This window comes from Halovulum marinum (assembly GCF_009697225.1).
Classification (GTDB): domain Bacteria; phylum Pseudomonadota; class Alphaproteobacteria; order Rhodobacterales; family Rhodobacteraceae; genus Halovulum; species Halovulum marinum.
The window spans coordinates 57,383-77,831 of sequence record NZ_WIND01000001.1 but is presented as its reverse complement, the minus strand read 5'-3'; the positions used below and the strand labels follow the sequence as shown (position 1 = coordinate 77,831).

Annotated in this window: 20 protein-coding genes; 12 read left to right on the top strand and 8 right to left on the bottom strand. The window is 67.4% G+C overall.

All coding sequences use genetic code 11. The annotated features are described in order from the left end of the window. Window positions 1–247 precede the first annotated feature (247 nt). The 5 genes from GE300_RS00395 to GE300_RS00375 all read right to left on the bottom strand — a co-directional run bounded on the left by GE300_RS00395 (window position 248) and on the right by GE300_RS00375 (window position 4,415). On the bottom strand, window positions 248–1,087 hold the full coding sequence (locus tag GE300_RS00395; RefSeq protein ID WP_154443804.1) for an ABC transporter permease: 840 nt from the start codon (window positions 1,085–1,087) through the stop codon (window positions 248–250). Further along, a complete protein-coding gene (locus GE300_RS00390; protein ID WP_154443803.1) occupies window positions 1,084–1,941 on the bottom strand; it encodes an ABC transporter permease in 858 nt (285 codons plus the stop codon). The genes GE300_RS00395 and GE300_RS00390 overlap by 4 nt, the downstream gene beginning before the upstream one ends. Window positions 1,942–1,981: 40 nt before the next feature. Then, window positions 1,982–2,716, bottom strand: coding sequence for a transporter substrate-binding domain-containing protein (locus GE300_RS00385; RefSeq protein WP_154443802.1), 735 nt, complete (start codon window positions 2,714–2,716; stop codon window positions 1,982–1,984). Window positions 2,717–2,741: 25 nt separating this feature from the next. Then, entirely contained in the window at window positions 2,742–3,515 is a 774-nt protein-coding gene (locus GE300_RS00380) for an ABC transporter ATP-binding protein (protein ID WP_154443801.1), read from the bottom strand. 135 nt (window positions 3,516–3,650) lie between these two features. Next, window positions 3,651–4,415, bottom strand: a complete 765-nt coding sequence (locus tag GE300_RS00375) for a DeoR/GlpR family DNA-binding transcription regulator (RefSeq protein ID WP_154443800.1) — start codon at window positions 4,413–4,415, stop codon at window positions 3,651–3,653. Between the two features lie 285 nt (window positions 4,416–4,700). On the opposite strand from GE300_RS00375, the gene glpD reads away from it, so the two are divergent. The 8 genes from glpD (at window position 4,701) to GE300_RS00330 (ending at window position 13,078) form a co-directional block, all read left to right on the top strand. Next, window positions 4,701–6,293 carry a glycerol-3-phosphate dehydrogenase gene (gene glpD, locus GE300_RS00365; protein ID WP_154443798.1) on the top strand — a complete coding sequence of 531 codons (1,593 nt, stop codon included), beginning with the start codon at window positions 4,701–4,703 and terminating at the stop codon, window positions 6,291–6,293. Window positions 6,294–6,312: 19 nt separating this feature from the next. After that, complete coding sequence (locus tag GE300_RS00360; protein ID WP_154443797.1) at window positions 6,313–7,401, top strand: ABC transporter ATP-binding protein; 1,089 nt, start codon at window positions 6,313–6,315, stop codon at window positions 7,399–7,401. A 10-nt stretch (window positions 7,402–7,411) separates the two neighbouring features. Further along, window positions 7,412–8,500, top strand: coding sequence for an ABC transporter ATP-binding protein (locus GE300_RS00355; protein WP_154443796.1), 1,089 nt, complete (start codon window positions 7,412–7,414; stop codon window positions 8,498–8,500). Continuing rightward, window positions 8,500–9,372 (top strand): carbohydrate ABC transporter permease, encoded by an 873-nt coding sequence (locus GE300_RS00350; protein WP_154444731.1) that lies wholly within the window; start codon window positions 8,500–8,502, stop codon window positions 9,370–9,372. Before GE300_RS00355 ends, GE300_RS00350 begins: the two co-directional genes overlap by 1 nt. Before the next feature lie 41 nt (window positions 9,373–9,413). Beyond that, window positions 9,414–10,226, top strand: coding sequence for a carbohydrate ABC transporter permease (locus GE300_RS00345; protein WP_233416721.1), 813 nt, complete (start codon window positions 9,414–9,416; stop codon window positions 10,224–10,226). Between the two features lie 12 nt (window positions 10,227–10,238). Continuing rightward, a complete protein-coding gene (locus GE300_RS00340; RefSeq protein ID WP_154443792.1) occupies window positions 10,239–10,511 on the top strand; it encodes a DUF2160 domain-containing protein in 273 nt (90 codons plus the stop codon). A 76-nt stretch (window positions 10,512–10,587) separates the two neighbouring features. Then, on the top strand, window positions 10,588–12,297 hold the full coding sequence (locus GE300_RS00335; RefSeq protein WP_154443790.1) for an ABC transporter substrate-binding protein: 1,710 nt from the start codon (window positions 10,588–10,590) through the stop codon (window positions 12,295–12,297). 115 nt (window positions 12,298–12,412) lie between these two features. Beyond that, window positions 12,413–13,078 carry a hypothetical protein gene (locus GE300_RS00330; protein WP_154443788.1) on the top strand — a complete coding sequence of 222 codons (666 nt, stop codon included), beginning with the start codon at window positions 12,413–12,415 and terminating at the stop codon, window positions 13,076–13,078. A gap of 31 nt (window positions 13,079–13,109) precedes the next feature. On the opposite strand, the gene GE300_RS00325 is transcribed toward GE300_RS00330, so the two are convergent. Then, window positions 13,110–13,559, bottom strand: a complete 450-nt coding sequence (locus tag GE300_RS00325) for a tellurite resistance TerB family protein (RefSeq protein ID WP_154443786.1) — start codon at window positions 13,557–13,559, stop codon at window positions 13,110–13,112. Window positions 13,560–13,708: 149 nt separating this feature from the next. Between GE300_RS00325 and GE300_RS00320 the strand changes: the two genes are divergently transcribed. After that, window positions 13,709–15,292, top strand: a complete 1,584-nt coding sequence (locus GE300_RS00320) for a lysine--tRNA ligase (RefSeq protein WP_154443784.1) — start codon at window positions 13,709–13,711, stop codon at window positions 15,290–15,292. Between the two features lie 78 nt (window positions 15,293–15,370). Then, a complete protein-coding gene (locus GE300_RS00315; RefSeq protein ID WP_154443782.1) occupies window positions 15,371–15,778 on the top strand; it encodes a DUF4864 domain-containing protein in 408 nt (135 codons plus the stop codon). A gap of 24 nt (window positions 15,779–15,802) precedes the next feature. Here GE300_RS00315 and GE300_RS00310 read toward each other — a convergent pair whose 3' ends face one another. Further along, on the bottom strand, window positions 15,803–16,759 hold the full coding sequence (locus GE300_RS00310; RefSeq protein ID WP_154443780.1) for a peptidoglycan-binding domain-containing protein: 957 nt from the start codon (window positions 16,757–16,759) through the stop codon (window positions 15,803–15,805). Window positions 16,760–16,842: 83 nt separating this feature from the next. Further along, window positions 16,843–17,199, bottom strand: coding sequence for a hypothetical protein (locus tag GE300_RS00305; protein ID WP_154443778.1), 357 nt, complete (start codon window positions 17,197–17,199; stop codon window positions 16,843–16,845). Window positions 17,200–17,494: 295 nt separating this feature from the next. Between GE300_RS00305 and GE300_RS00300 the strand changes: the two genes are divergently transcribed. After that, window positions 17,495–19,786, top strand: coding sequence for a glycosyl hydrolase family 28-related protein (locus GE300_RS00300; protein ID WP_154443776.1), 2,292 nt, complete (start codon window positions 17,495–17,497; stop codon window positions 19,784–19,786). 78 nt (window positions 19,787–19,864) lie between these two features. Next, on the top strand, window positions 19,865–20,443 hold the full coding sequence (locus tag GE300_RS00295) for an REP-associated tyrosine transposase (RefSeq protein WP_154443774.1): 579 nt from the start codon (window positions 19,865–19,867) through the stop codon (window positions 20,441–20,443). Window positions 20,444–20,449 lie beyond the last annotated feature (6 nt).

The following is a 20,449-nucleotide window of genomic DNA, read 5'->3' as shown; positions in this document are numbered from 1 at the left end:
CGACGGCCACAAGGCCATGATCGGCCTGCACCGACGAAGCATCGGCGCTGGCGGCGGGCGAAGCCGCAAATTCCGATGTCGGACGCAAGGGCCTGACGAACCTGAGCAATCGGGGCGCTCGATCGAGAGCAACCTTGTCACTCCCGGTCCACCAGAAGGACCTCATGTCGGCCATCCACGGCGTTGCGGGCGCGGAACCCGGTCCTGTCATCGCCTTTCGGCTGACTGCCGGCGCGGATCTCCGCGCTCAGCGCACGTATTCGGGGCGGAAGCGGAACCGGCGCCGCTGCTCCGGCGCCACGTGCCGGTTGAGGATGCGGCCGGCCAGGCCGAAGGCGGCGATCAGGATCAGCGTCGCCAGTACGAAATAGCCCGCGGCGATCGGGTAGGCGACGAACGGGTTGAAGGTTTTCTCGGCGAAGTAGTTGGCGTAGTAGAGCGCGTCGCCTTCCTGCCGCCAGGTCGGGAATGACGAGAAGAACACCAGCGCGGTGGCATGGAACAGGAAGATCGCCTCGTTGGTGTAGGCCGGCCAGGCCAGGCGCAGCATCGTCGGCCAGATCACCCGGCGGAAGCGCTGGGCCGGCGTCATGCCGATCGCCATCGCGGCCTCGACGTCGCCGCGCGGCACCGCCCGCAGCGCGCCGTTGAAGATCTCGGCGGTATAGGCCGAGGTGTTCAGGAACAGCACGAGCAGCGCCCCGGCCCAGGCCTTGGTCAGCCACGCGGTCTGCGCGCCGATCACCACGACGCCGAGGTCGATCTGGAACCCGGCGCGCGGCACCTGCACGAACAGTTCGTAAGCGAAGAAGAACTGGATGAACAGCGGCGTGCCGCGGAACAGGTAGATGAAACCGGCGGCCGGCAGCCGCACGGCGCGGCGGTGACTGGTCTTGGCCAGCGCCAGGCCGGTGGCCAGGAAGAAGCCGAGGAGCAGGGCGAAGCCGGCGAAGTACAGGTTCCAGATCAGCCCCGAGCCGATCAGCGCCACCTGCTGGCACAGGGTGATCTCGCCCGACGGCAGCAGCCGCTCGCCCAGGCCCAGGGCGCGCAGGCCGTAGGCGGCAATCGCTTCGGCGCAGGTCATGCGCCCGCCACCTTCTGCCCGCGCGCCAGACGCGTCATCATGCGTTCATAGCCGCGCTGGCTGATCCAGGTCAGCAGCAGGTAGAACAGCATCAGCCCGCCGAAATACCAGGCCCGCCAGTCGGGATGCGGATAGGCGAAGATCTGCGTCTTGGCGCCGCCCAGCTCGCGCGCCCAGTAGACCACGTCCTCGATCCCCAGCAGGAACAGCAGCGGGGTCGCCTTGATCAGGATCTGCCACAGGTTCGACAGCCCGGGCAGCGCGTAGAGCCACATCTGCGGCACGTGTACCCGGCGCAGGACCTGACCGGGAGACATGCCGATCGCCTGCGCCGCCTCGAGCTGGCCCTTCGGCACCGCCTTCAGCGCGCCGTCCAGGACGTTGGCGGCGAAGGCGCCGAACACCAGCGCGTAGGCGATCAGCGCCAGCAGGAATCCGTAGACGTCGTGTACCCAGGCATCGGCGCTGGACAGCGGCAGCTTGGCCTGGGCGCAGACCACGAAGTCGTTGCCGCGCCGGATCGGCTCGGTCACGTCCGGGCACAGCAGCTTGTGCCGGGTCCATTCGATCGCCTGGTCCAGCGCGATGGGCACGAACAGGAAGAAGATCACGTCCGGCACCCCGCGCACCATCGAGGTGTAGAGCCCGGCGACCCAGCGCAGCGGCCCGATCCGCGAGCGCCGCGCCAGCGCCGCGCCCAGCCCCATCGCCAGCGCCGCGGGGGCGGCGAGGACCAGCAGGGCCAGCACCACCAGGAAGCTGAAATAGAACGCCAGGTGCTTGCCGGTGGTCAGGTAGCAGGCGAGCCACGGAAAGCCGCTGAGCGTCGAGGGATCGGTGCAGGATGCGAACATCGGGAACGGCGGGGGCGCGCGGCGGCGCCCCCGCATCGGCTCAGAACGTCTGGGCTTCGTCGCCGAACCACTTCCGGATCAGCGTGTTCAGCGTCCCGTCCTCCTTCAGCTGGGTGATCGCCGCATCCAGCTTCTGTTTCAACTCGCCGTCGCTTTCGCGCAGGCCGACGCCGATGCCGTCGCCCAGGACCACGTCCTCGCCGACGAACTCCAGCTCGCCGCCGGACTGCTCGACGATCGGCACCAGATAGGCCTTGTCGGCGATCACCGCGTCGACCTCGCCGTTGCGGACGGCGGCGACGGTTTCGTCCGGGCTGGCGAACTCGACGAGGGTCGCGCCCGAGGACGCGACATGCGCCGCCTGGATGGTGTTGGCCTGCGCCGCGACCACGCCCGCCAGCACGTCCTCGCCCGCGCCGGCGAGCGCCGCGTAGGCCGACGGGTCGGGCGGGAAATACGGCTGCGTGAAATCGATCACCTCGTCGCGCTCGTCGGTGATCGACATGCCGGCGATGATCACGTCGTAGTTGCCGGACACCAGGTTCGGAATGATCGAATCCCACTCGTTGGTGACCCAGGCGCACTCCAGCCCGGCGATCTGGCACAGCATGTCGCCCAGTTCGCGCTCGAAGCCGTCGACCTCGCCGGCGTCGTTGACGAAATTGTACGGCGGATAGGCGCCTTCGGTTCCCATGCGCACGGTCTGCGCCATCGCGGGGGCGGCCAGGGCGGCAGTCAGGACTGTCGCGGCCAGCAAGCTCGGGATTGACTTCATGTCGTCCTCCTCTGTTCGGGACGGTTCAAAGGACGCTGGAAAGGAAGGCCTTGCAGCGTGCGGATTGCGGTGCGCCGAACACGGCCTGCGGCGGCCCTTCTTCTTCGACGCGGCCCTGGTGGAAGAACATTGCCCGGTTGGAGACCTCGCGCGCGAAGCCCATCTCGTGGGTCACCACGATCATCGTCCGCCCCTCCTCGGCCAGACCCTGCATCACGCGCAGCACCTCGCCGACCAGTTCGGGGTCGAGCGCCGAGGTCGGTTCGTCGAACAGCAGCACCTCCGGGCGCATGGCCAGCGCCCGCGCGATCGCCACGCGCTGCTGCTGGCCGCCGGACAGTTGCGCCGGGTAGGCGGCGTGCTTTTCGGCGATGCCGACCTTGTCGAGCAGGGCCATCGCCTCGTCGCGGGCCTCGTTCCGGGGGCGCTTGAGCACCAGCGTCGGCCCCTCCATCACGTTCTGCAGGACACTCATGTGGCCCCACAAATTGAAGGTCTGGAACACCATGCCCAGGCGCGCGCGCAGGTGCTGGATCCGCGCCCGGTCGACGCCCGACAGCCGGCCGGAGGCGTCACGACGCACGCGGATTTCCTCGCCCTTGAGCAGGATGCGGCCTCGGTCGGGGATCTCGAGCAGGTTGATGCAGCGCAGGAAGGTGGACTTGCCGGAACCCGACGCGCCGATGATCGAGATCACGTCGCCCTCGTTCGCCGAAAGCGAGATGCCCTTGAGCACCTCGAGGTCGCCGAAACTCTTGTGGATGTCCTCGACGACCAGTGCGCCGTGTCCGTTCTGCATCGCTGTCCCGCATCGATTGAAGTCGCACTACACCCAGCAATCGCGGCGGAGGCAAGAGTGCAGCCGGATTGCGACCGTAGCGGACGTTGCGTCATGTTGGACAGTATAGCGCGAAATTGCCGTTTGTTCGCCCATTCAGCCCTCTCGGGTCAGACAGACGCGCGTTTCCCACTCGCGGCAGCGGGCGATCAGATCGTCGGGCAGGTAGTCGGTGAAGATCGCGTCCAGATCCCTCAGCGAGGCAATGCGGACAGGCGCGCTGCGGGTCAGCTTGGACCGGTCGGTCACCAGGAACACCTGGCGCGAGCGCTGGATGATCGCGCGGCTGACGCGCACCTCCTGGATGTCGAAATCCATCAGGTCGCCGTCCGGGTCCAGCGCCGAGGTGCCGATGATCGCGCGGTCGACCTTGAACTGCTCGATCGCCTGGGTGGTCAGATCGCCCACCAGCCCGCCGTCGCTGTGCCGCAGCACGCCGCCGGCGACGATGATCTGGCAGCTTGGGTTGGCGGCCAGGATGTTCGCGACCTTCATGTTGTTGGTGATCACCGTCAGGTTGGCGTGCCCCAGCAGTTCCATCGCCACCGCCTCGGTCGAGGTGCCGATGTTCAGCAGCACCGACGAGTTGTCGGGGATCTCGGCGGCGCAGAGCCGCGCGATCGCGGCCTTCGCCTCCTTGTTGATGGTGCGGCGCTCGGCGTAGCCGATGTTGGCGGCGCCCTGCGGCACGACCGCGCCGCCGTGGACCCGGGCCAGCATGCCGTCGTCGGCCAGTTCCGACAGATCGCGGCGGATGGTCTGCAGGGTGACGCCGAAGCGCGACGCCAGATCCTCGACCGAGACATGCCCGGCCTCTTGCGCCAGTTCCAGGATCTGCGTCTTGCGGAAACTCAGCGGCATCGGCGCGTCTTTTTTCGTATTGAGTTCGTTTGCGTGCGATGTTGCGCGATCATGGGCGGTCATTGCGCGCGTATCGATGGCGGAAACGTTGCATGAAGCCGCGTTTGGTGTCAATTCCGATGTGTTTCGGGCGTCCTTTCACCTGTGAGGCGCCTGAGGTCGCGCTGACGCTTGCCGGAAAAGCCGGTTATTCCATGACGTTGCGTGAAATCGAACAAAAACGAAAATGTGGGCTTTGACATGGCGGGCGATTCTGATGTTCTCTCTGTGCAGGGAGGACGTGCCATGACAGGGCAGGCGCCTGCTGTCCGCGACGTCTTCGTCGTGGGGGGCGGCATCAATGGCTGCGCGATCGCGCGGGATGCGGCGGGCCGGGGCCTGAGCGTGCATCTCGTCGAGATGGGCGACCTGGCGCAGGCGACCTCCTCGGCGTCGACCAAGCTGTTCCACGGCGGGCTGCGCTATCTCGAATACTTCGAGTTCAAGCTGGTCCGCGAAAGCCTGGTCGAGCGCGAGGTGCTGCTGCGCGCGATGCCGCACATCTCGTGGCCGATGCGCTTCGTTCTGCCCTATCACCCGGACATGCGTTTCGACGCGGACACGCCGACCTCGAAGCTGCTGTCGCGGGTGATGCCGTGGATGAAGGGGCGGCGGCCGGCCTGGCTGATCCGGCTCGGGCTGTTCATGTACGACGGTCTGGGCGGGCGGAAGGTGCTGCCGGCGACCCGGTCGGTCGACCTGACCACCGATCCGGCCGGCAAGCCGCTGAAGCCGAAGTTCGAGCGCGCCTTCGAGTACTCGGACTGCTGGGTCGAGGACAGCCGCCTGGTGGCGCTGACCGCCCGCGACGCCGAGGCGCGCGGCGCGGCGATCGAGACCCGCACCCGGCTGGTCTCGGCCGAGCGCGGGCCGGCGCACTGGACGCTGACCCTCGAGGCTGCCGACAGCGGCGCCACCCGCACCGCCCGGGCGCGGGTGCTGGTCAACGCCGCCGGACCCTGGGTCGAGGAGGTCGTGCGCGAACGCGTGCGGCTGAACACCTCGGAACGGATCCGGCTGGTGCGGGGCAGCCACATCGTCACCCGCAAGCTGTTCGACCACGACCGCTGCTACTTCTTCCAGGGCACCGACGGGCGGATCATCTTCGCGATCCCCTACGAGACAGATTTCACCCTGATCGGCACCACCGACCGCGAACACACCGAGGATCCGCTGGCGGCGCACGCCACCGAGGCCGAGCAGGACTACCTGTGCCGCTTCGCCTCGGAGTATTTCGAGACGCCGGTAACGCGCGAGGACATCGTCTGGACCTATTCCGGAGTGCGGCCGCTCTATGACGACGGCGCCACGTCGGCCACCGCCGCGACCCGCGATTTCGTGCTGTCGATGGACGCCGCCGCCGCCCCGGTGCTGTCGGTGTTCGGCGGCAAGATCACCACGCACCGCCGGCTGGCCGAGGACGCGCTGAAGAAGATCGTGCGCCATTTCCCGCAGGCCGGGGCGCCGTGGACGGCGGGCGTGCCGCTGCCCGGCGGGGACTTCCCTGTCGACGGGCGCGACGCGCTGACGGACGCGCTGCGCCGCGACTTCCCGTTCCTGACGGACCGCCACGCGCTGCGCCTGGTCAAGGCCTACGGCACCGAGGCGCGGCAGATTCTGGACGGCGCGCAGGCGTTCGAGGATCTGGGCCGCGACTTCGGCGCCACGCTGACCGAGCGCGAAGTCGCCTGGCTGATGGACCGCGAGTACGCGCGCACCGCCGAGGATGCGGTATGGCGCCGTTCCAAACTGGGGCTGCGGCTGGACCCCGCGCAGGTCGGGGCGCTGGACGCCTGGATGGCCGAGCGTCGCGCCCGGCAGATGTCGGCGGCCGAATGAGAACCGAAGGGGAGACGAGATGACGCTGGAACTGGCGGGTGTCAGCAAGGTCGTGGCGGGCGAGACCCATATCCACCCCACCGACCTGGTGCTGGAAGCTGGCACCATGAACGTGCTTCTGGGGCCGACGCTGTCCGGCAAGACTTCGCTGATGCGGCTGATGGCGGGGCTGGACGTGCCCAGCACCGGCCGCATCCTCTGGCGCGGCGCGGACGTGACCGGCATGCGCGTGCAGGACCGCAAGGTGGCGATGGTCTACCAGCAGTTCATCAATTATCCGTCGATGACGGTCTATGACAACATCGCCTCGCCGATGCGGCTGACCGGCCGCGACCGCGCCGAGATCGACGCCGCGGTGCGCAAGACCGCCGACCTGCTGCAACTGACGCCGATGCTGGACCGAAAGCCGCTGGAGCTTTCCGGCGGCCAGCAGCAGCGCTGCGCGCTGGCCCGCGCGCTGGTCAAGGACGCGGGCCTGGTGCTGCTGGACGAGCCGCTGGCGAACCTGGACTACAAGCTGCGCGAGGAACTGCGCGCCGAGATCCCGAAGATCTTCGAGGAGTCAGGCTCGATCTTCGTCTATGCCACCACCGAGCCTGAAGAGGCGCTGCTGCTGGGCGGCAACACCGCGACCCTGTGGGAGGGGCGTGTCACCCAGTTCGGCGCGACGCCGCAGGTCTACCGCCAGCCGGCGGACGCGACCACGGCGCGGGTGTTCTCGGACCCGCCGATGAACTTCCTCGCGATCTCGAAGGCGGGGAACAAGCTGATGTTCGGCGACGGGCAGGCCGCCGAGGCGACCGGCAAGCTGGCCGACCTTGCCGACGGGCGCTACCTGGCCGGGTTTCGTCCCAACCACCTGGCGCTCAACCAGCACAGCGGCACCGCGATGAAGTTCGACTGCCGCCTCGAAGTGACCGAGATCACCGGCTCCGAGACCTACGTGCACCTGGACCATCACGGCGAGCGCTGGGTCGGGCTGGTCGGCGGCGTGCAGCACCTGTCGCTGGGCGCGCCGATCGACGTCTATCTGGACCCGGCGCATGTCTACATTTTCGCCGAGGACGGCGCGCTGGTCGCCCCTGCGGCCTACGCGCTGGCGGCGTGAAGGGAACCCGATGGCACAGATCACGCTGAAGAACCTGGCGCACTCCTACCTGGCCGCGCCGACGGGCGACGACGACTACGCGCTGAAAGAGCTGAACCATGTCTGGAAGGACGGCGAGGCCTACGCGCTGCTCGGCCCCTCGGGCTGCGGCAAGTCCACGCTGCTGAACATCATCTCGGGCCTGCTGGTGCCCAGCCAGGGCCGGATCCTGTTCGGCGATGACGACGTGACGGAAAAGTCCACCGCCGACCGCAACATCGCGCAGGTGTTCCAGTTCCCGGTCGTCTACGACACCATGACCGTGCGCGACAACCTGGCGTTCCCGCTGCGCAATCGCGGCGCGGACGCGGACTATGTCACCCGCCGCGTCGAGGAGATCGCCCATATGATCGACATGGAGGCGGAACTGGACCGCAAGGCCCGCGGCCTGACCGCCGACGCCAAGCAGAAGATCAGCCTCGGCCGCGGCATGGTGCGCGAGGACGTGAACGCGATCCTGTTCGACGAGCCGCTGACGGTGATCGACCCGCACATGAAATGGGAACTGCGCACCCAGCTGAAGGAGCTGCACAACCGGTTCGGGCACACGATGATCTACGTCACCCACGACCAGACCGAGGCGCTGACCTTCGCCGACAAGGTGGTGGTGATGTACGACGGCCGCGTGGTGCAGATGGGCACCCCCGAGGAGTTGTTCGAGACGCCGGCGCATACCTTCGTCGGCTATTTCATCGGCTCGCCCGGGATGAACCTGCTGGATGCGAAGATCGACGGCGCCACCGCCTATGTCGACGGCACCGAGATCCCGCTGGGCGCGAGCTATGGCCAGCCGCAGGGCAGGGTGCAGATCGGCATCCGCCCCGAGTTCGTGACGCTCTCCGCCGACGAGGGCGTGCCGGTCAAGGTGCGCCGGATCGAGGACGTCGGCCGGCACCGCATCATCCGCGCCGATTTCTTCGGCACCCAGATCAACATCATCGCGCACGAGGGCGTGTCGGTCTCGCCCGAGATGACCCGGGTCGTGTTCGAGCCGTCGAAGGTGAACGTCTACGCCGACGACTGGCGGGTGGAGCCGGCTGCGCTGGGGAGGGCCGCGTGATGGAGAAGACGCGCAACGAAAAGGCATGGTTCCTGGTGCTGCCGGTGCTGGTGCTGGTGGCGTTCTCGGCGGTGATCCCGCTGATGACCGTGGTGAACTACTCGGTCCAGGACACGTTCGGGAACAACGTGTTCTTCTGGGCCGGCCTGGAATGGTTCAAGGAAACGCTCGCGTCGGAACGCATCCTCAACGCGTTGGGCCGGCAGGCGTTCTTTACCGCCGTGATCCTGGCCATCGAGGTGCCGCTGGGCATTCTGGTTGCGCTGTCCATGCCCAAGCGCGGCGTCTGGGCCTCGGTCTGTCTGGTGCTGATGGCACTGCCGCTGCTGATCCCGTGGAACGTGGTCGGCACGATCTGGCAGATCTTCGGCCGCGTCGACATCGGCCTGCTGGGACACACGCTGGCGGCGATGGGCATCGAGTACAACTACACGCAGAACGCGCTGGACGCCTGGGTGACGATCATCGTCATGGACGTCTGGCACTGGACCTCGCTGGTGGCGCTGCTGGCCTACGCCGGCCTGCAGTCGATCCCCGAAGCCTACTACCAGGCCGCCAAGATCGACCAGGCCAGCCGCTGGAAGGTGTTCCGCTACATCGAACTGCCGAAGATGTCGGGCGTGCTGACCATCGCCATCCTGCTGCGGTTCATGGACAGCTTCAAGATCTACACCGAGCCGTTCGTCGTCACCGGCGGCGGGCCCGGCAACTCGACCACGCTGCTGTCGATCGATCTGGTGAAGATGGCGCTGGGGCAGTTCGACCTGGGCCCGGCGGCGGCGTTCTCGATCATCTACTTCCTGATCATCCTGCTGGTGTCGTGGGTGTTCTTCACCGTGATGACCAATCTCGACAAGAAGGAGGGCAAGTGATGCCGACCGACACGGCCCTCGCACAGACCCGCAGCCGGTCGATGAGCCTGCCGCGGATCAACGGGCGCGCGGTGGTGATGGTGCTCTACCTCGCCTTCCTGCTGGTGCCGATCTACTGGCTGATCAACATGAGCCTGAAGTCGAACGCCGAGATCCTGGGCAGCTTCTCGCTCTGGCCGCGCAACCTGACGTTCGAGAACTACGTCACGATCTTCACCGATCCGGCGTGGTACTGGGGCTACATCAACTCGATCATCTACGTGACGATGAACACGGTGATCTCGATCACCGTGGCGCTGCCGGCGGCCTATGCGTTCTCGCGCTACACGTTCATGGGCGACAAGCACCTGTTCTTCTGGCTGCTGACCAACCGGATGGCGCCGCCGGCGGTGTTCGCGCTGCCGTTCTTCCAGCTCTACAGCTCGGTCGGGCTGTTCGACACGCACATCGCCGTGGCGCTGGCGCACACGCTGTTCAACGTGCCGCTGGCGGTGTGGATCCTGGAGGGCTTCATGCGCGGCGTGCCGAAAGAGATCGACGAGACCGCCTACATCGACGGCTACGGCTTCGGGCGCTTCTTCGTGAAGATCTTCATGCCGCTGATCGCCAGCGGCATCGGCGTCACCGCCTTCTTCTGCTTCATGTTCAGCTGGGTCGAGCTGCTGCTGTCGCGGACCCTGACCAGCGTGAACGCCAAGCCGATCGCGGCGACGATGACGCGCACGGTGTCCGCCTCGGGCCTCGACTGGGGCGTGCTGGCGGCGGCGGGCGTGCTGACCATCGTGCCGGGCGCGCTGGTGATCTATTTCGTGCGCAACTACATCGCCAAGGGCTTTGCCCTGGGCCGCGTGTAAGGGGGAACCACTATGGCCTGGATGGCATGGACATGGCCCACGGCGATCTTCTTCGCCGTCATCGCGCTGCTGCTGGTGATCTTCAGCGTGCTGGCGATCCGCTACCCCGAAACGCCGCGCGTCGGCGTGCTGCGGATCGAGACCACGCGCGGCGACCGGCTGTTCATCGCGCTGCTCGGCTCGGCCTTCATCAACCTGGCCTGGCTGGGGCTGGGGGCCGCGCCGCAATGGGGCGCACTTATCGTCTGCCTGGTCTACGCGGCGGCGGTGTTCCGCTTCGTCTGACCCGGGCGTCTTTCCGCGTCCGGCATCCGGGCGCGGCACTTTCGCACTCAAGTTCGATACCAAGGGAGGAAACCATATGAACTTGTCTTTGAAATCGACCACGGCCATGGGCCTGGCGCTGACCCTGCTGGGGGCGCCCGCCTTCGCCGGCATGGAAGAGGCGATGCAGTTCCTCGACAACGAGATCGGGGACATGTCGGTGCTCGACCGCGCCGGGCAGGAAGCCGAGATGCAGTGGTTCGTCGACGCGGCCGAGCCCTTCGCGGGGATGGAGATCAACGTCGTTTCCGAAACCATCACCACGCACGAATACGAATCGCAGGTGCTGGCCCCGGCGTTCACCGCCATCACCGGCATCCGCGTCACCCACGACCTGATCGGCGAGGGCGACGTGGTCGAGAAGCTTCAGACGCAGATGCAGTCGGGCGAGAACGTCTATGATGCCTATGTCAACGACAGCGACCTGATCGGCACCCACTGGCGCTATCAGCAGGCGCGCAACCTGACCGACTGGATGGAAGGCGAGGGCGCCGACGTCACCAGCCCGACGCTGGACCTTGACGACTTCATCGGCATTCAGTTCACCACCGCCCCCGATGGCAAACTGGTGCAGTTGCCCGATCAGCAGTTCGCGAACCTGTACTGGTTCCGCTACGACTGGTTCACCGATCCCGACATCCAGGCCGAGTTCAAGGAAGAATATGGCTACGACCTGGGCGTTCCGATCAACTGGGCGGCCTATGAGGATATCGCCGAGTTCTTCACCGGCAGGGAGATCGACGGCCAGCAGGTCTATGGCAACATGGACTACGGCAAGAAGGATCCGAGCCTCGGCTGGCGCTATACCGATGCCTGGATGTCGATGGCCGGCATGGGCGACAAGGGCGAGCCGAACGGCCTGCCGGTCGACGAATGGGGCATCCGCGTCAACGAGAACAGCCAGCCGGTCGGCGCCTGCGTCTCTCGCGGTGGTGCGGCGAACTCTCCTGCGGCGGTCTATGCCGTCGAGAAGGCCATCGAGTGGCTGCAGAAGTACACGCCGCCCGCGGCCATGGGCATGACCTTCTCGGAGGCGGGACCGGTTCCTGCGCAAGGCAACATCGCGCAGCAGATGTTCATGTACACGACCTTCGTTGCGTCGCTGGTCGAGCCGGGACTGCCGGTGATGAACGAGGACGGCACGCCGAAATGGCGTCTCGCCCCCAGCCCGCACGGCGTCTACTGGGAAGAAGGCATGAAGGTCGGCTATCAGGACGTGGGGTCGTGGACGCTGATGAAGTCCACGCCCGAGGACCGCGCCAAGGCAGCCTGGCTGTACGCGCAGTTCGTCACCTCCAAGACCGTGGACGTGAAGAAATCCCATGTCGGGCTGACCTTCATCCGCGAGTCCAGCATCCAGCATGACAGCTTTACCGAACGTGCGCCAAAGCTGGGCGGCCTGGTGGAATTCTACCGCTCGCCCGCACGGGTGCAGTGGTCGCCGACCGGGACCAACGTGCCGGATTATCCGAAGCTGGCGCAGTTGTGGTGGCAGAACATCGGCGATGCGATGTCGGGCGCCAAGACCGCACAGGAAGCACTGGATTCGCTGTGTTCGGACATGGAAAGCGTGCTGGAGCGCCTGGAGCGCGCCGGCATCCAGGGCGACATCGGTCCGAAGATGAACGAGGAGATGGACCCCGAGGACTGGCTGAGCCAGCCGGGTGCGCCGAAGGCCAAGCTCGAGAACGAGGACGAAGAGCCGAAGACGGTGTCCTATGACGAGCTGATCGCCTCCTGGCAGTAGGCCTGGCCGCGATCTGAAAGCATCACCGGGGCCTTCGGGCCCCGGTTCGCGTTCCGCCGCTCGTGCAACCAAGTGCCCGCCTGGGCGTTCGGTTCCGAAGGCGACGGAGCGGCCCATGATCGACTGGCTTGCAGCAAACAGCACGTTGGTGAACATCCTGCTGAACGGCGCGATGACGCTGATCTGGCTGATCTACCTGCATCTTCTGCTCAGCAGCACCCGCCGGTCGCGCCGAACCAACATCTTCGTCAACCGCTCGGCCGACCGCGGCGACAAGGCCGAATGCGTCGTCACCAACATGGGCGCCGAGCCGATCTATCTGATCGACGTCATCGCCGAGCTGATCATCGACGGCAAGAACTACTCCACCGTGGTCACCGACCGCGAGGAACTGGACGTTGACGACGTGACGAACATGCTGGAACGATCGAACCAGGTGGCGCTGGACCGCGGCGAGAGCCGCGCCATCGGCAACTTCCGCAATCTGGTTTGGCGTGCGATCAAACATCTGGACCTGCGCGACTGCGAGGACCGGATCACCGATCTGCGCCTGATCGTCGTGGTCGCCGGCCACGAGAACCGGATCGCCGCGGCCGAGAAGGAATACTACGTCGTCAGCCAGGGCGACGGCGGCCACAGCTATGTGCCGCAAGGCCTGATGACCCGCCAGCTGCACAGCGCCCGCACCCGCCGCCGGATCCAGAAGCTGATGGAAGAGAACCTGCGCCTGGAGAGCGAGGAGGCGCGGCGGCAGGCCGGGCAGACCCGTCTGGCCGCCTGAACCCGGAGGCTGGAACCCCGAGGCTGGGCGCCTAGTCCAGCCCGTGCGCCTTGGGATGGGCGAAGCGCGCCCGCGCGCCGCGCTCGATGGCGGCGGCGTGCAGCCGGTCGAGTTCAAGCTCGTCGCGCATCTCCTCCAGCAGGCGCAACTCGACCGTGCGCGCCCGCCCGTCGGCGGCGACCACGTCGCAGGCCAGCGCATAGGCGGTCTCGTACAGGCTTTCCGGCAGCGCGTCGCGCACCAGACCGAACAGCGCGTCCAGCCCGTCTTCCTCTTCCAGCAGGTCGACCACCGTGCGCGAGATCTGCTGGATCCGCTCGCGGTCGTAGCCTTCGAACATCGGCAGGCTTTCGACGATGCGCAGGATCCACAGCAGTTCGGGCGCCGAGGGGATCTCGTCCGAGGCGGCGGCCGCGAACATCACGGCGATCAGCGCGTCCTGCGGGTTGAACGAGGCGGTCATCTTGTCTGATTCGGTCATAGGTCTGCTCTTCCGGCCTGCGGTTGAACCCATCGTGCGTGGCCCGCGCCGTCGGCGCAAGCGGGCGATTCATCGCAGACGGTGCATTGACGCGGTGACCCGGCGGCAGTAGGCGGTGAGCCTCAACCCGCCACAACCGGTAAGAAACGATGACCGCAAGCAACCTGCGCGACGCCGCGATGAATTCCAAGGCCTGGCCCTTCGAGGAGGCGCGCAAGCTGGTCAAACGGTACGCCAAGGCACCGCCCGAGAAGGGCTACGTGCTGTTCGAGACCGGCTATGGCCCCTCGGGCCTGCCGCATATCGGCACCTTCGGCGAGGTTGCGCGCACCACCATGGTGCGCCGCGCCTTCGAGCAGCTGAGCGACATTCCGACCCGGCTGATCTGTTTTTCCGACGACATGGACGGGCTGCGCAAGGTGCCCGGCAACGTGCCGAACAAGGACTTGCTGGCCGAGGATCTGGACCTGCCGCTTACCGTGGTGCGCGATCCGTTCGGCTGCCACGACAGCTTTGGTGCGCACAACAACGCGATGCTGCGCGAGTTCCTCGACGCCTACGGGTTCGAGTACGAGTTCGCCTCGTCCACCGAATACTACCGGGCCGGCCGGTTCGACGACATGCTGCTGCGCGCGCTGGAGCGGTTCGACAAGATCATGGAGATCATGCTGCCGACGCTGGGCGAGGAGCGGCGCGCGACCTACAGCCCGTTCCTGCCGGTCAGCCCGAAGACCGGCCATGTGTTGCAGGTGCCGACGCTGGAGCGCGACGCCGCGAAGGGCACGATCGTCTACCAGGAGCCAGACGGCGAGCGGGTCGAGCTGCCGGTGACCGGCGGTCACGTCAAGATGCAGTGGAAGCCGGACTGGGCGATGCGCTGGGCGGCGTTGGACGTGGATTACGAGATGTCCGGCAAGGACCTGATCGACAGCGTCACCCAGGCGCGCAAGATCTGCCGCGCGCTGGGCATGCCCGGCCCCGAGACGCTGACCTACGAGCTGTTCCTCGACGACAAGGGGCAGAAGATCTCGAAATCCAGGGGCAACGGTCTGTCGATGGAGGACTGGCTGGCATACGCCGCGCCGGAAAGCCTGCAGTTCTTCATGTTCCAGAAGCCCAAGACCGCGAAGCGGCTGCATTTCGACGTGATCCCCAAGGCGGTGGACGAGTATCACCAGCACCTGCGCGCCTTTCCCGGACAGGACCCGGCAGGCAGGTTCGCCAACCCCGCCTTCCACATCCATGGCGAGGCGGTGCCGGCCAGCGACATGGAGATCACCTTTTCGATGCTGCTGAACCTCGCCTCGGCGTCGGGCGCCGAGGACAAGGATGTTCTGTGGGGCTTCATCCGCAAGTACGCGGATGCGGCCCCGGACACCCACCCCGGTCTGGACGCGGCCGCCGCGCGCGCGGTGCGCTACTACCAGGAGCAGGTCAAGCCGCACAAGACCTTCCGACTGCCCGCGGACACCGAAGCCGCCGCGCTGAAGGATCTGCGCGATAGGCTGGCGGCCTGGGACGGGCCGGTCGAGGCCGAGGCGCTGCAGAGCGAGGTTTTCGCCGTCGGCAAGGCGCACGGATTCGAGCCGCTGCGCGCCTGGTTCCAGGCGATCTACGAGGTGCTGCTGGGTGCCAGCCAGGGGCCGCGCTTCGGCGGGTTCGTGGCGCTTTACGGGGTGCCCGAGACGGTGGCGCTGATCGACGCCGCGCTGGAGGGCAAGCTGGCGGCGTGATCGTTTCTGCGTCGCGGCGTCTCGCCGGCTGTCGGCGCCGCGCTAGGTGTTTCCCGGTCAACCACCGGGAGGCATCCGATGCGAACAACGCTTCTTGCGGCCGCCGTGGCGCTGGGCCTGGCCGGGCCGGCGCCGGCACAGGGCGTCGACACGCAGATCCGCGACGTGATCGGCGGCCAGATCGAGGCGCTCCGCGCCGACGATTTCGCCAAGGCGTTCACCTTTGCAAGCCCGCAGATTCAGGGCCTGTTCGGCACTGCCGAGCGCTTCGGCGACATGGTGCGCCAGGGATATCCGATGGTCTGGCGGCCGTCGGATATCCGCTTCGGCGGTTTGACCGAACGCGGCGGCGCCTCCTATCAGAGCGTGCTGATCACCGATCAGGCCGGCGAGGTCCACCTGCTCGAGTACGAGATGGTGATGACGTCCGACGGCTGGGAGATCAACGGCGTGCGCTTCCTGCGCCCCGGTGCGTTCGGCGCCTGACGTGCCGGGCGTCGCGCAATCGTGCTAGAACTGGCTGAACAGGCCGCGCAGATCGCAGCGCAGCGACTGACCGCCGACCCGCCGGCCGTAGCGGTCGCGCAAGCACCCGTCGGGCCCGCGGTAGAACCGCGCGCGCCGCGAGGTGGATGCTGCCGGCGGGTTCTTCGGCAGATCGGCGAAGGCCTCCTCGGTCTCTTCGACGAGCCGGTGGTACTGGGTTTCGTCCAGATACCCGCTTGCGATCAAGCCCGAGGCTTCCTGCCAGGCCGAAACCGCGCTGCGGGTGCGGGGGCCGAACACACCGTCGGCGCCGCCCGGATCGTGGCCCGCCAGCCGCAGCCGGGTCTGGACCTCGCGCCGCGCCGCGCGGTTCAACCCCAGGGCGGCTTCGGTCTCGGCGCTGGCCGCGGTCGGCGGCAGCTGCGTGTCGTCGGCATCCGGCGCCATCGGTTCGGTTGCCTGGTCGGAGTCGGCTTGTTCGGCGGCCGCGATCGGCGCCGGTTGCCCGCTGTCCGACGCCAGTTGCTCGATTGCCGCGTCCGGCGGCAGCGGCCGCAGCGAATCGCCGCTCACGCTGAGGCTCAGCACCTCCGGCAGCGGACTGCCATCGTCCAGCGTCAGCGGCGCGCAGTCGAAGATCGCCGCCTCGGCGCGGAACAGCTGCCGCAGGTGCGCCAGTGTCGCGTCGTCGGGTTTCGGATCAAGCAGGTAGGGCGAGCCCGGCATGCCCTCGGCGTCGATCTCGATCGCCAGCACGACGTCCAGGTGCTCGGGGCTGTCCGGGTATAGCGGCCGCAGGCAGGTGCTCAGCCGGTCGCCCAGCGAGTCCTGCCAGGTCATGTCGTGGCCCAGCGCCTCCAGCGCACCCTGAAAATCCGGGCTCGCGCCCTCGTCGCCCGCGGCGTCCTGGCCGTGAGCGGTGACGGCGCTGGATCCCAGCGCAACAGAGAGAATCACGACGGCGCGGGCGACGCGTTGCATTCCGACAGTTCCTGTCTTCGGATTCGATTATAGAAAGAATAGCAGTCCCGCGCCGCTGTTCAAATTCAACCGGTTCCCGTGCGTCACCGCCAAAGGGTTCTTTCGGCCCCCTCCGCCGTGCCCGGCATCGGCGGCGGGCCGGTCACCATGGCGACAGGCAGCGGCGCCCCTGCGGCGAAGGGGCCGCGGTGGCGGCCGAGATCCGGCGCGACCTTCGGCAGGCCGGCGCCGGCGCCGGCGAACGTGGTTGCGGGCCGGTCGGACGGTGGCACAACGGTCAGCGCGGTCGGCTCGCCGGCCGCCGGCGAGCCCAGGGCAGGGCCGTTGGCGAGCGCGCCGACGTTGGGTGCGGCGGCGATGTCCTGCGAAACACTCGGGGCGGCAAACACGGCCGCGGCAATCGTTACGAACACGGCTGCGAAGCGTGTCCGGCGTTCCATCTTTTGTTCCCCTTACGGTTGTGACGTACCCACAGGCTACCATCGCGGGCCGTATTCCACAACGCGCGCCGCCGGCGAATCCGCATGATGCTGAAGAAACTCCGACCAAAAGGTTAAGCGGATTTTTACCTTGCGCTGGTAGAGACGGCAGAGGCGCGGACCGCAACGGCGGCCCAGCCGGCATTTCACGAGAATTCGGAAACCACCAGCCGCCGGCGCGCGGAGTCCGCCTGCCGGACATCCGCCGGCAGCGGCCGGCGGCTGGTATCGCGCGACAGCAAAGGACGGTCAAACCATGAACAAGGCGATCACCGAAGGACTGAACCTGATGCCCCCGGCCTTCGTCGACGGGCTGGATGTCTGGTCCAGCGGCGACGGAACCCCGGGCACAACGGCCTATGACACGGACACCGCGGGGACGCTGTATTCGGCCGATCCCGACTTCGGCACCTGCCTGGAGCTGATCAAGACCACTTCGCCGCAGCGGCTGCGCTACATGGGCGAGACGCCGATCCTGCCGGGCTGCTACCTGGAGGTCAGCGCGCGGGTAAAATGGGTCTCGGGTCCGGCGCCGCAGGTGCGCATCGCGGGCTATGCGGGCAACGCCACCGGCGGGCGCGTCGGCGGCGTGCCGGAGGAGGCAACGCCGATCACGCTGACCGACCCCAACCGCGTCTACACCGTGCGCGCGATCGTCGGTTCCGGGCAGCGCACCGGTGTCGATCTGGTCTGGGGCATCAACCCGGTCTACGGGCATTTCGGCATCGACCTGATGGGCAGCAACGGCGCCGTCATCCGCGTCGAGTCGATCTCGGTCGAGGACCGCACCTCGGTGTTCCACCGCAAGCTGCTGGATCTGGTCGACGTGATCGACTTCGGCGCCAAGGGCGACGGCATCACCGACGATGCCGCCGCCTTCGAAACCGCCGACGCCGCCGCCGACGGTCGCGTGCTGGTGGTGCCGGCGGGAACCTACTACCTGAACAAGAACGTCACCCTGCTGTCGCCGGTGCGGTTCGAGGGCACGGTCAGCATGCCCGAGGACAAGCGCCTGGTGCTGCGCGCGAACTTCGACCTGCCAAGCTATGCCGAAGCCTTCGGCGACGAGACCCTGGGCCTGAAGAAGGGCTTGCAGGCGCTGTTCAACTTCAGCGATCACGAAGCGTTCGACCTGGGCGGACGCCGGGTCGACCTGACCGAGCCGATCGACGTCCACAAGGCGGTGGGCAACGTCAACGTGATGACCAACCGCCGGGTGCTGCGCAACGGTGCGCTGCAGGCCGAAGACACCGGCGCCTGGGATCCGGAGGTGGTGACCGGCACCGCCACCTATTCTCCGTCGGAGCCGCTGAAACTGAAGGGCCTGACCAACATCGGCGCAATCAAGGTCGGCGCGCTGGTCGAGGGGTTCGGCGTCGGCCGCGAGGTCTACGTCCGCGCCAGGAACGAGACCACCGGCGAGCTGACGCTGTCGCTGCCGCTGGCGCGCGCCTCGGCATCGCAGAGCTATACCTTCACCCGCTACAAGTACATGCTCGACTTCTCGGGCTTCAATACGATCAAGCGGTTCAGCATCGAGTCGATGCAGTTCTTCGGCGCCGGCCGCGGCTGCGGCGTGATGCTGTCCGACGACGGCACCTGGTGGGGTTTCCGCGATTGCTGGTTCGAGCAGGTCGAGCACGGCATCAGCTCGGTCGGCGGCGCCTGCCAGGGGATCAGCATCGACCAGTGCGAGTTCCAGTCGGGTGACAGCGCCTCGCCGATTCCGAGCCGCCGCTCGGTGGCCTTCAACACCAACTCGAACGACGCCAAGATCCGGAACAACCGCTGCATCAACTATCGCCACTTCGGGGTGATGTCGGGCAGCGGCAACCTGATCCTCGGCAATCACTTCTGGCAGGCGGACCTGCAGGCCGAGGGCGAGAAGACCGCCGGCATCGTGCTGACCGACAAGCGCTCCAAGACCACGGTGACGGGCAATTATTTCGACACCCAGTTCATCGAGATCACCAACGAGCACCAGGCCGACGCGTCCAACTCCGGCGGCGAGGCGTTCGGCCGCATCAGCATCGTCGGCAACATCTTCACCGCGACCGAGGTGCCGGCCTGGTTCAGCTTCATCAAGCTGACGCCGCTGGGCAACGGGCACCGGCTGGACGGGTTCAACGTGTTCGGCAACACCTTCCAGTTGTTCGGCGGTTCGCAGATCGACCGGGCGGACCAGCTGGACACCTCGTTGGGCAGCATCGACCACAGCCGGACCGTGGATGTGGTCTGGGACGGCAACAGCTATGCGTTCGTCTCGACCAAGACGCAGTCGCCGGCACTGATCCTGGCAGACCAGTCCTCGGCCTCGTCCAGCTGGGCGGTGAACACCGGCGGCAAGCTGCCCTTCGGCGGCCGCGCGCTGGGCGTCGACGGCGTGGTGCCGCACGGGCAGGTGGTGACCTCGGGGGGCGGTGCCCATCATGACATGCCCTGGGTCGAAACCGAGCAGGGCAGCCAGAAGGACCGTGTCGACCTGCGCTGGTCCACCTCTGTCCGCGGCAAGGTGCAGGTCCGCGTCCGGGTCGATCAGCCGTCCTGACCCGGGCGGGCCGGCCGGGCGCGCACGGCGCGCCCGGTCGCTTACGCAGTCTTAACCAGGACACCGGAGACTGGCGGCATGACCCATCCCCGCCCTCCACGCCCTGGCGAATCCGCACGTTTCTTCACCGTCAGCCTGACCGAGCCCGGGGCGAGCACGCTGGTCGACCGGATCGACCAGCTGCGCGCCGCCTTCGCCAGCCTGCTGCGGGCCCATCCGGTCCGCGTCGATGCCATGGTGATCCTGCCGGATCACCTGCATGCGGTCTGGGTGCTGCCGCCGGCGGACACGGATTTCGCCGCGCGCTGGCGGATCCTGAAGGGGCGGTTCACGCGTCTGTTGTCGGAGGATGATTCGGTGACCGGCAGCCCGTGGCAGCCCCGGTTCGGCGAGCAGCGGATCCGGACCGCGGCAGAGCATGCGGCGCAGGTCGCCTATTGCTGGCAGGATCCGGTGCGGCACGGGCAGTGCCGGCGCGCGGCGGACTGGCCGTATTCCTCGTTCCGGCGCGACATGCGGCGCGGCCTGGTCACCGCGGACTGGCGTCCGCCGACGGCCGGCGTGAAGGGGATGACGGATTTCGGGGCGGGGCCGGCGCGCGGTCCGGTGGTGCCACGGATCGCTGCGGCGCCGGAACGGGCCGCCCGGCCGCGCTAGGCGGGC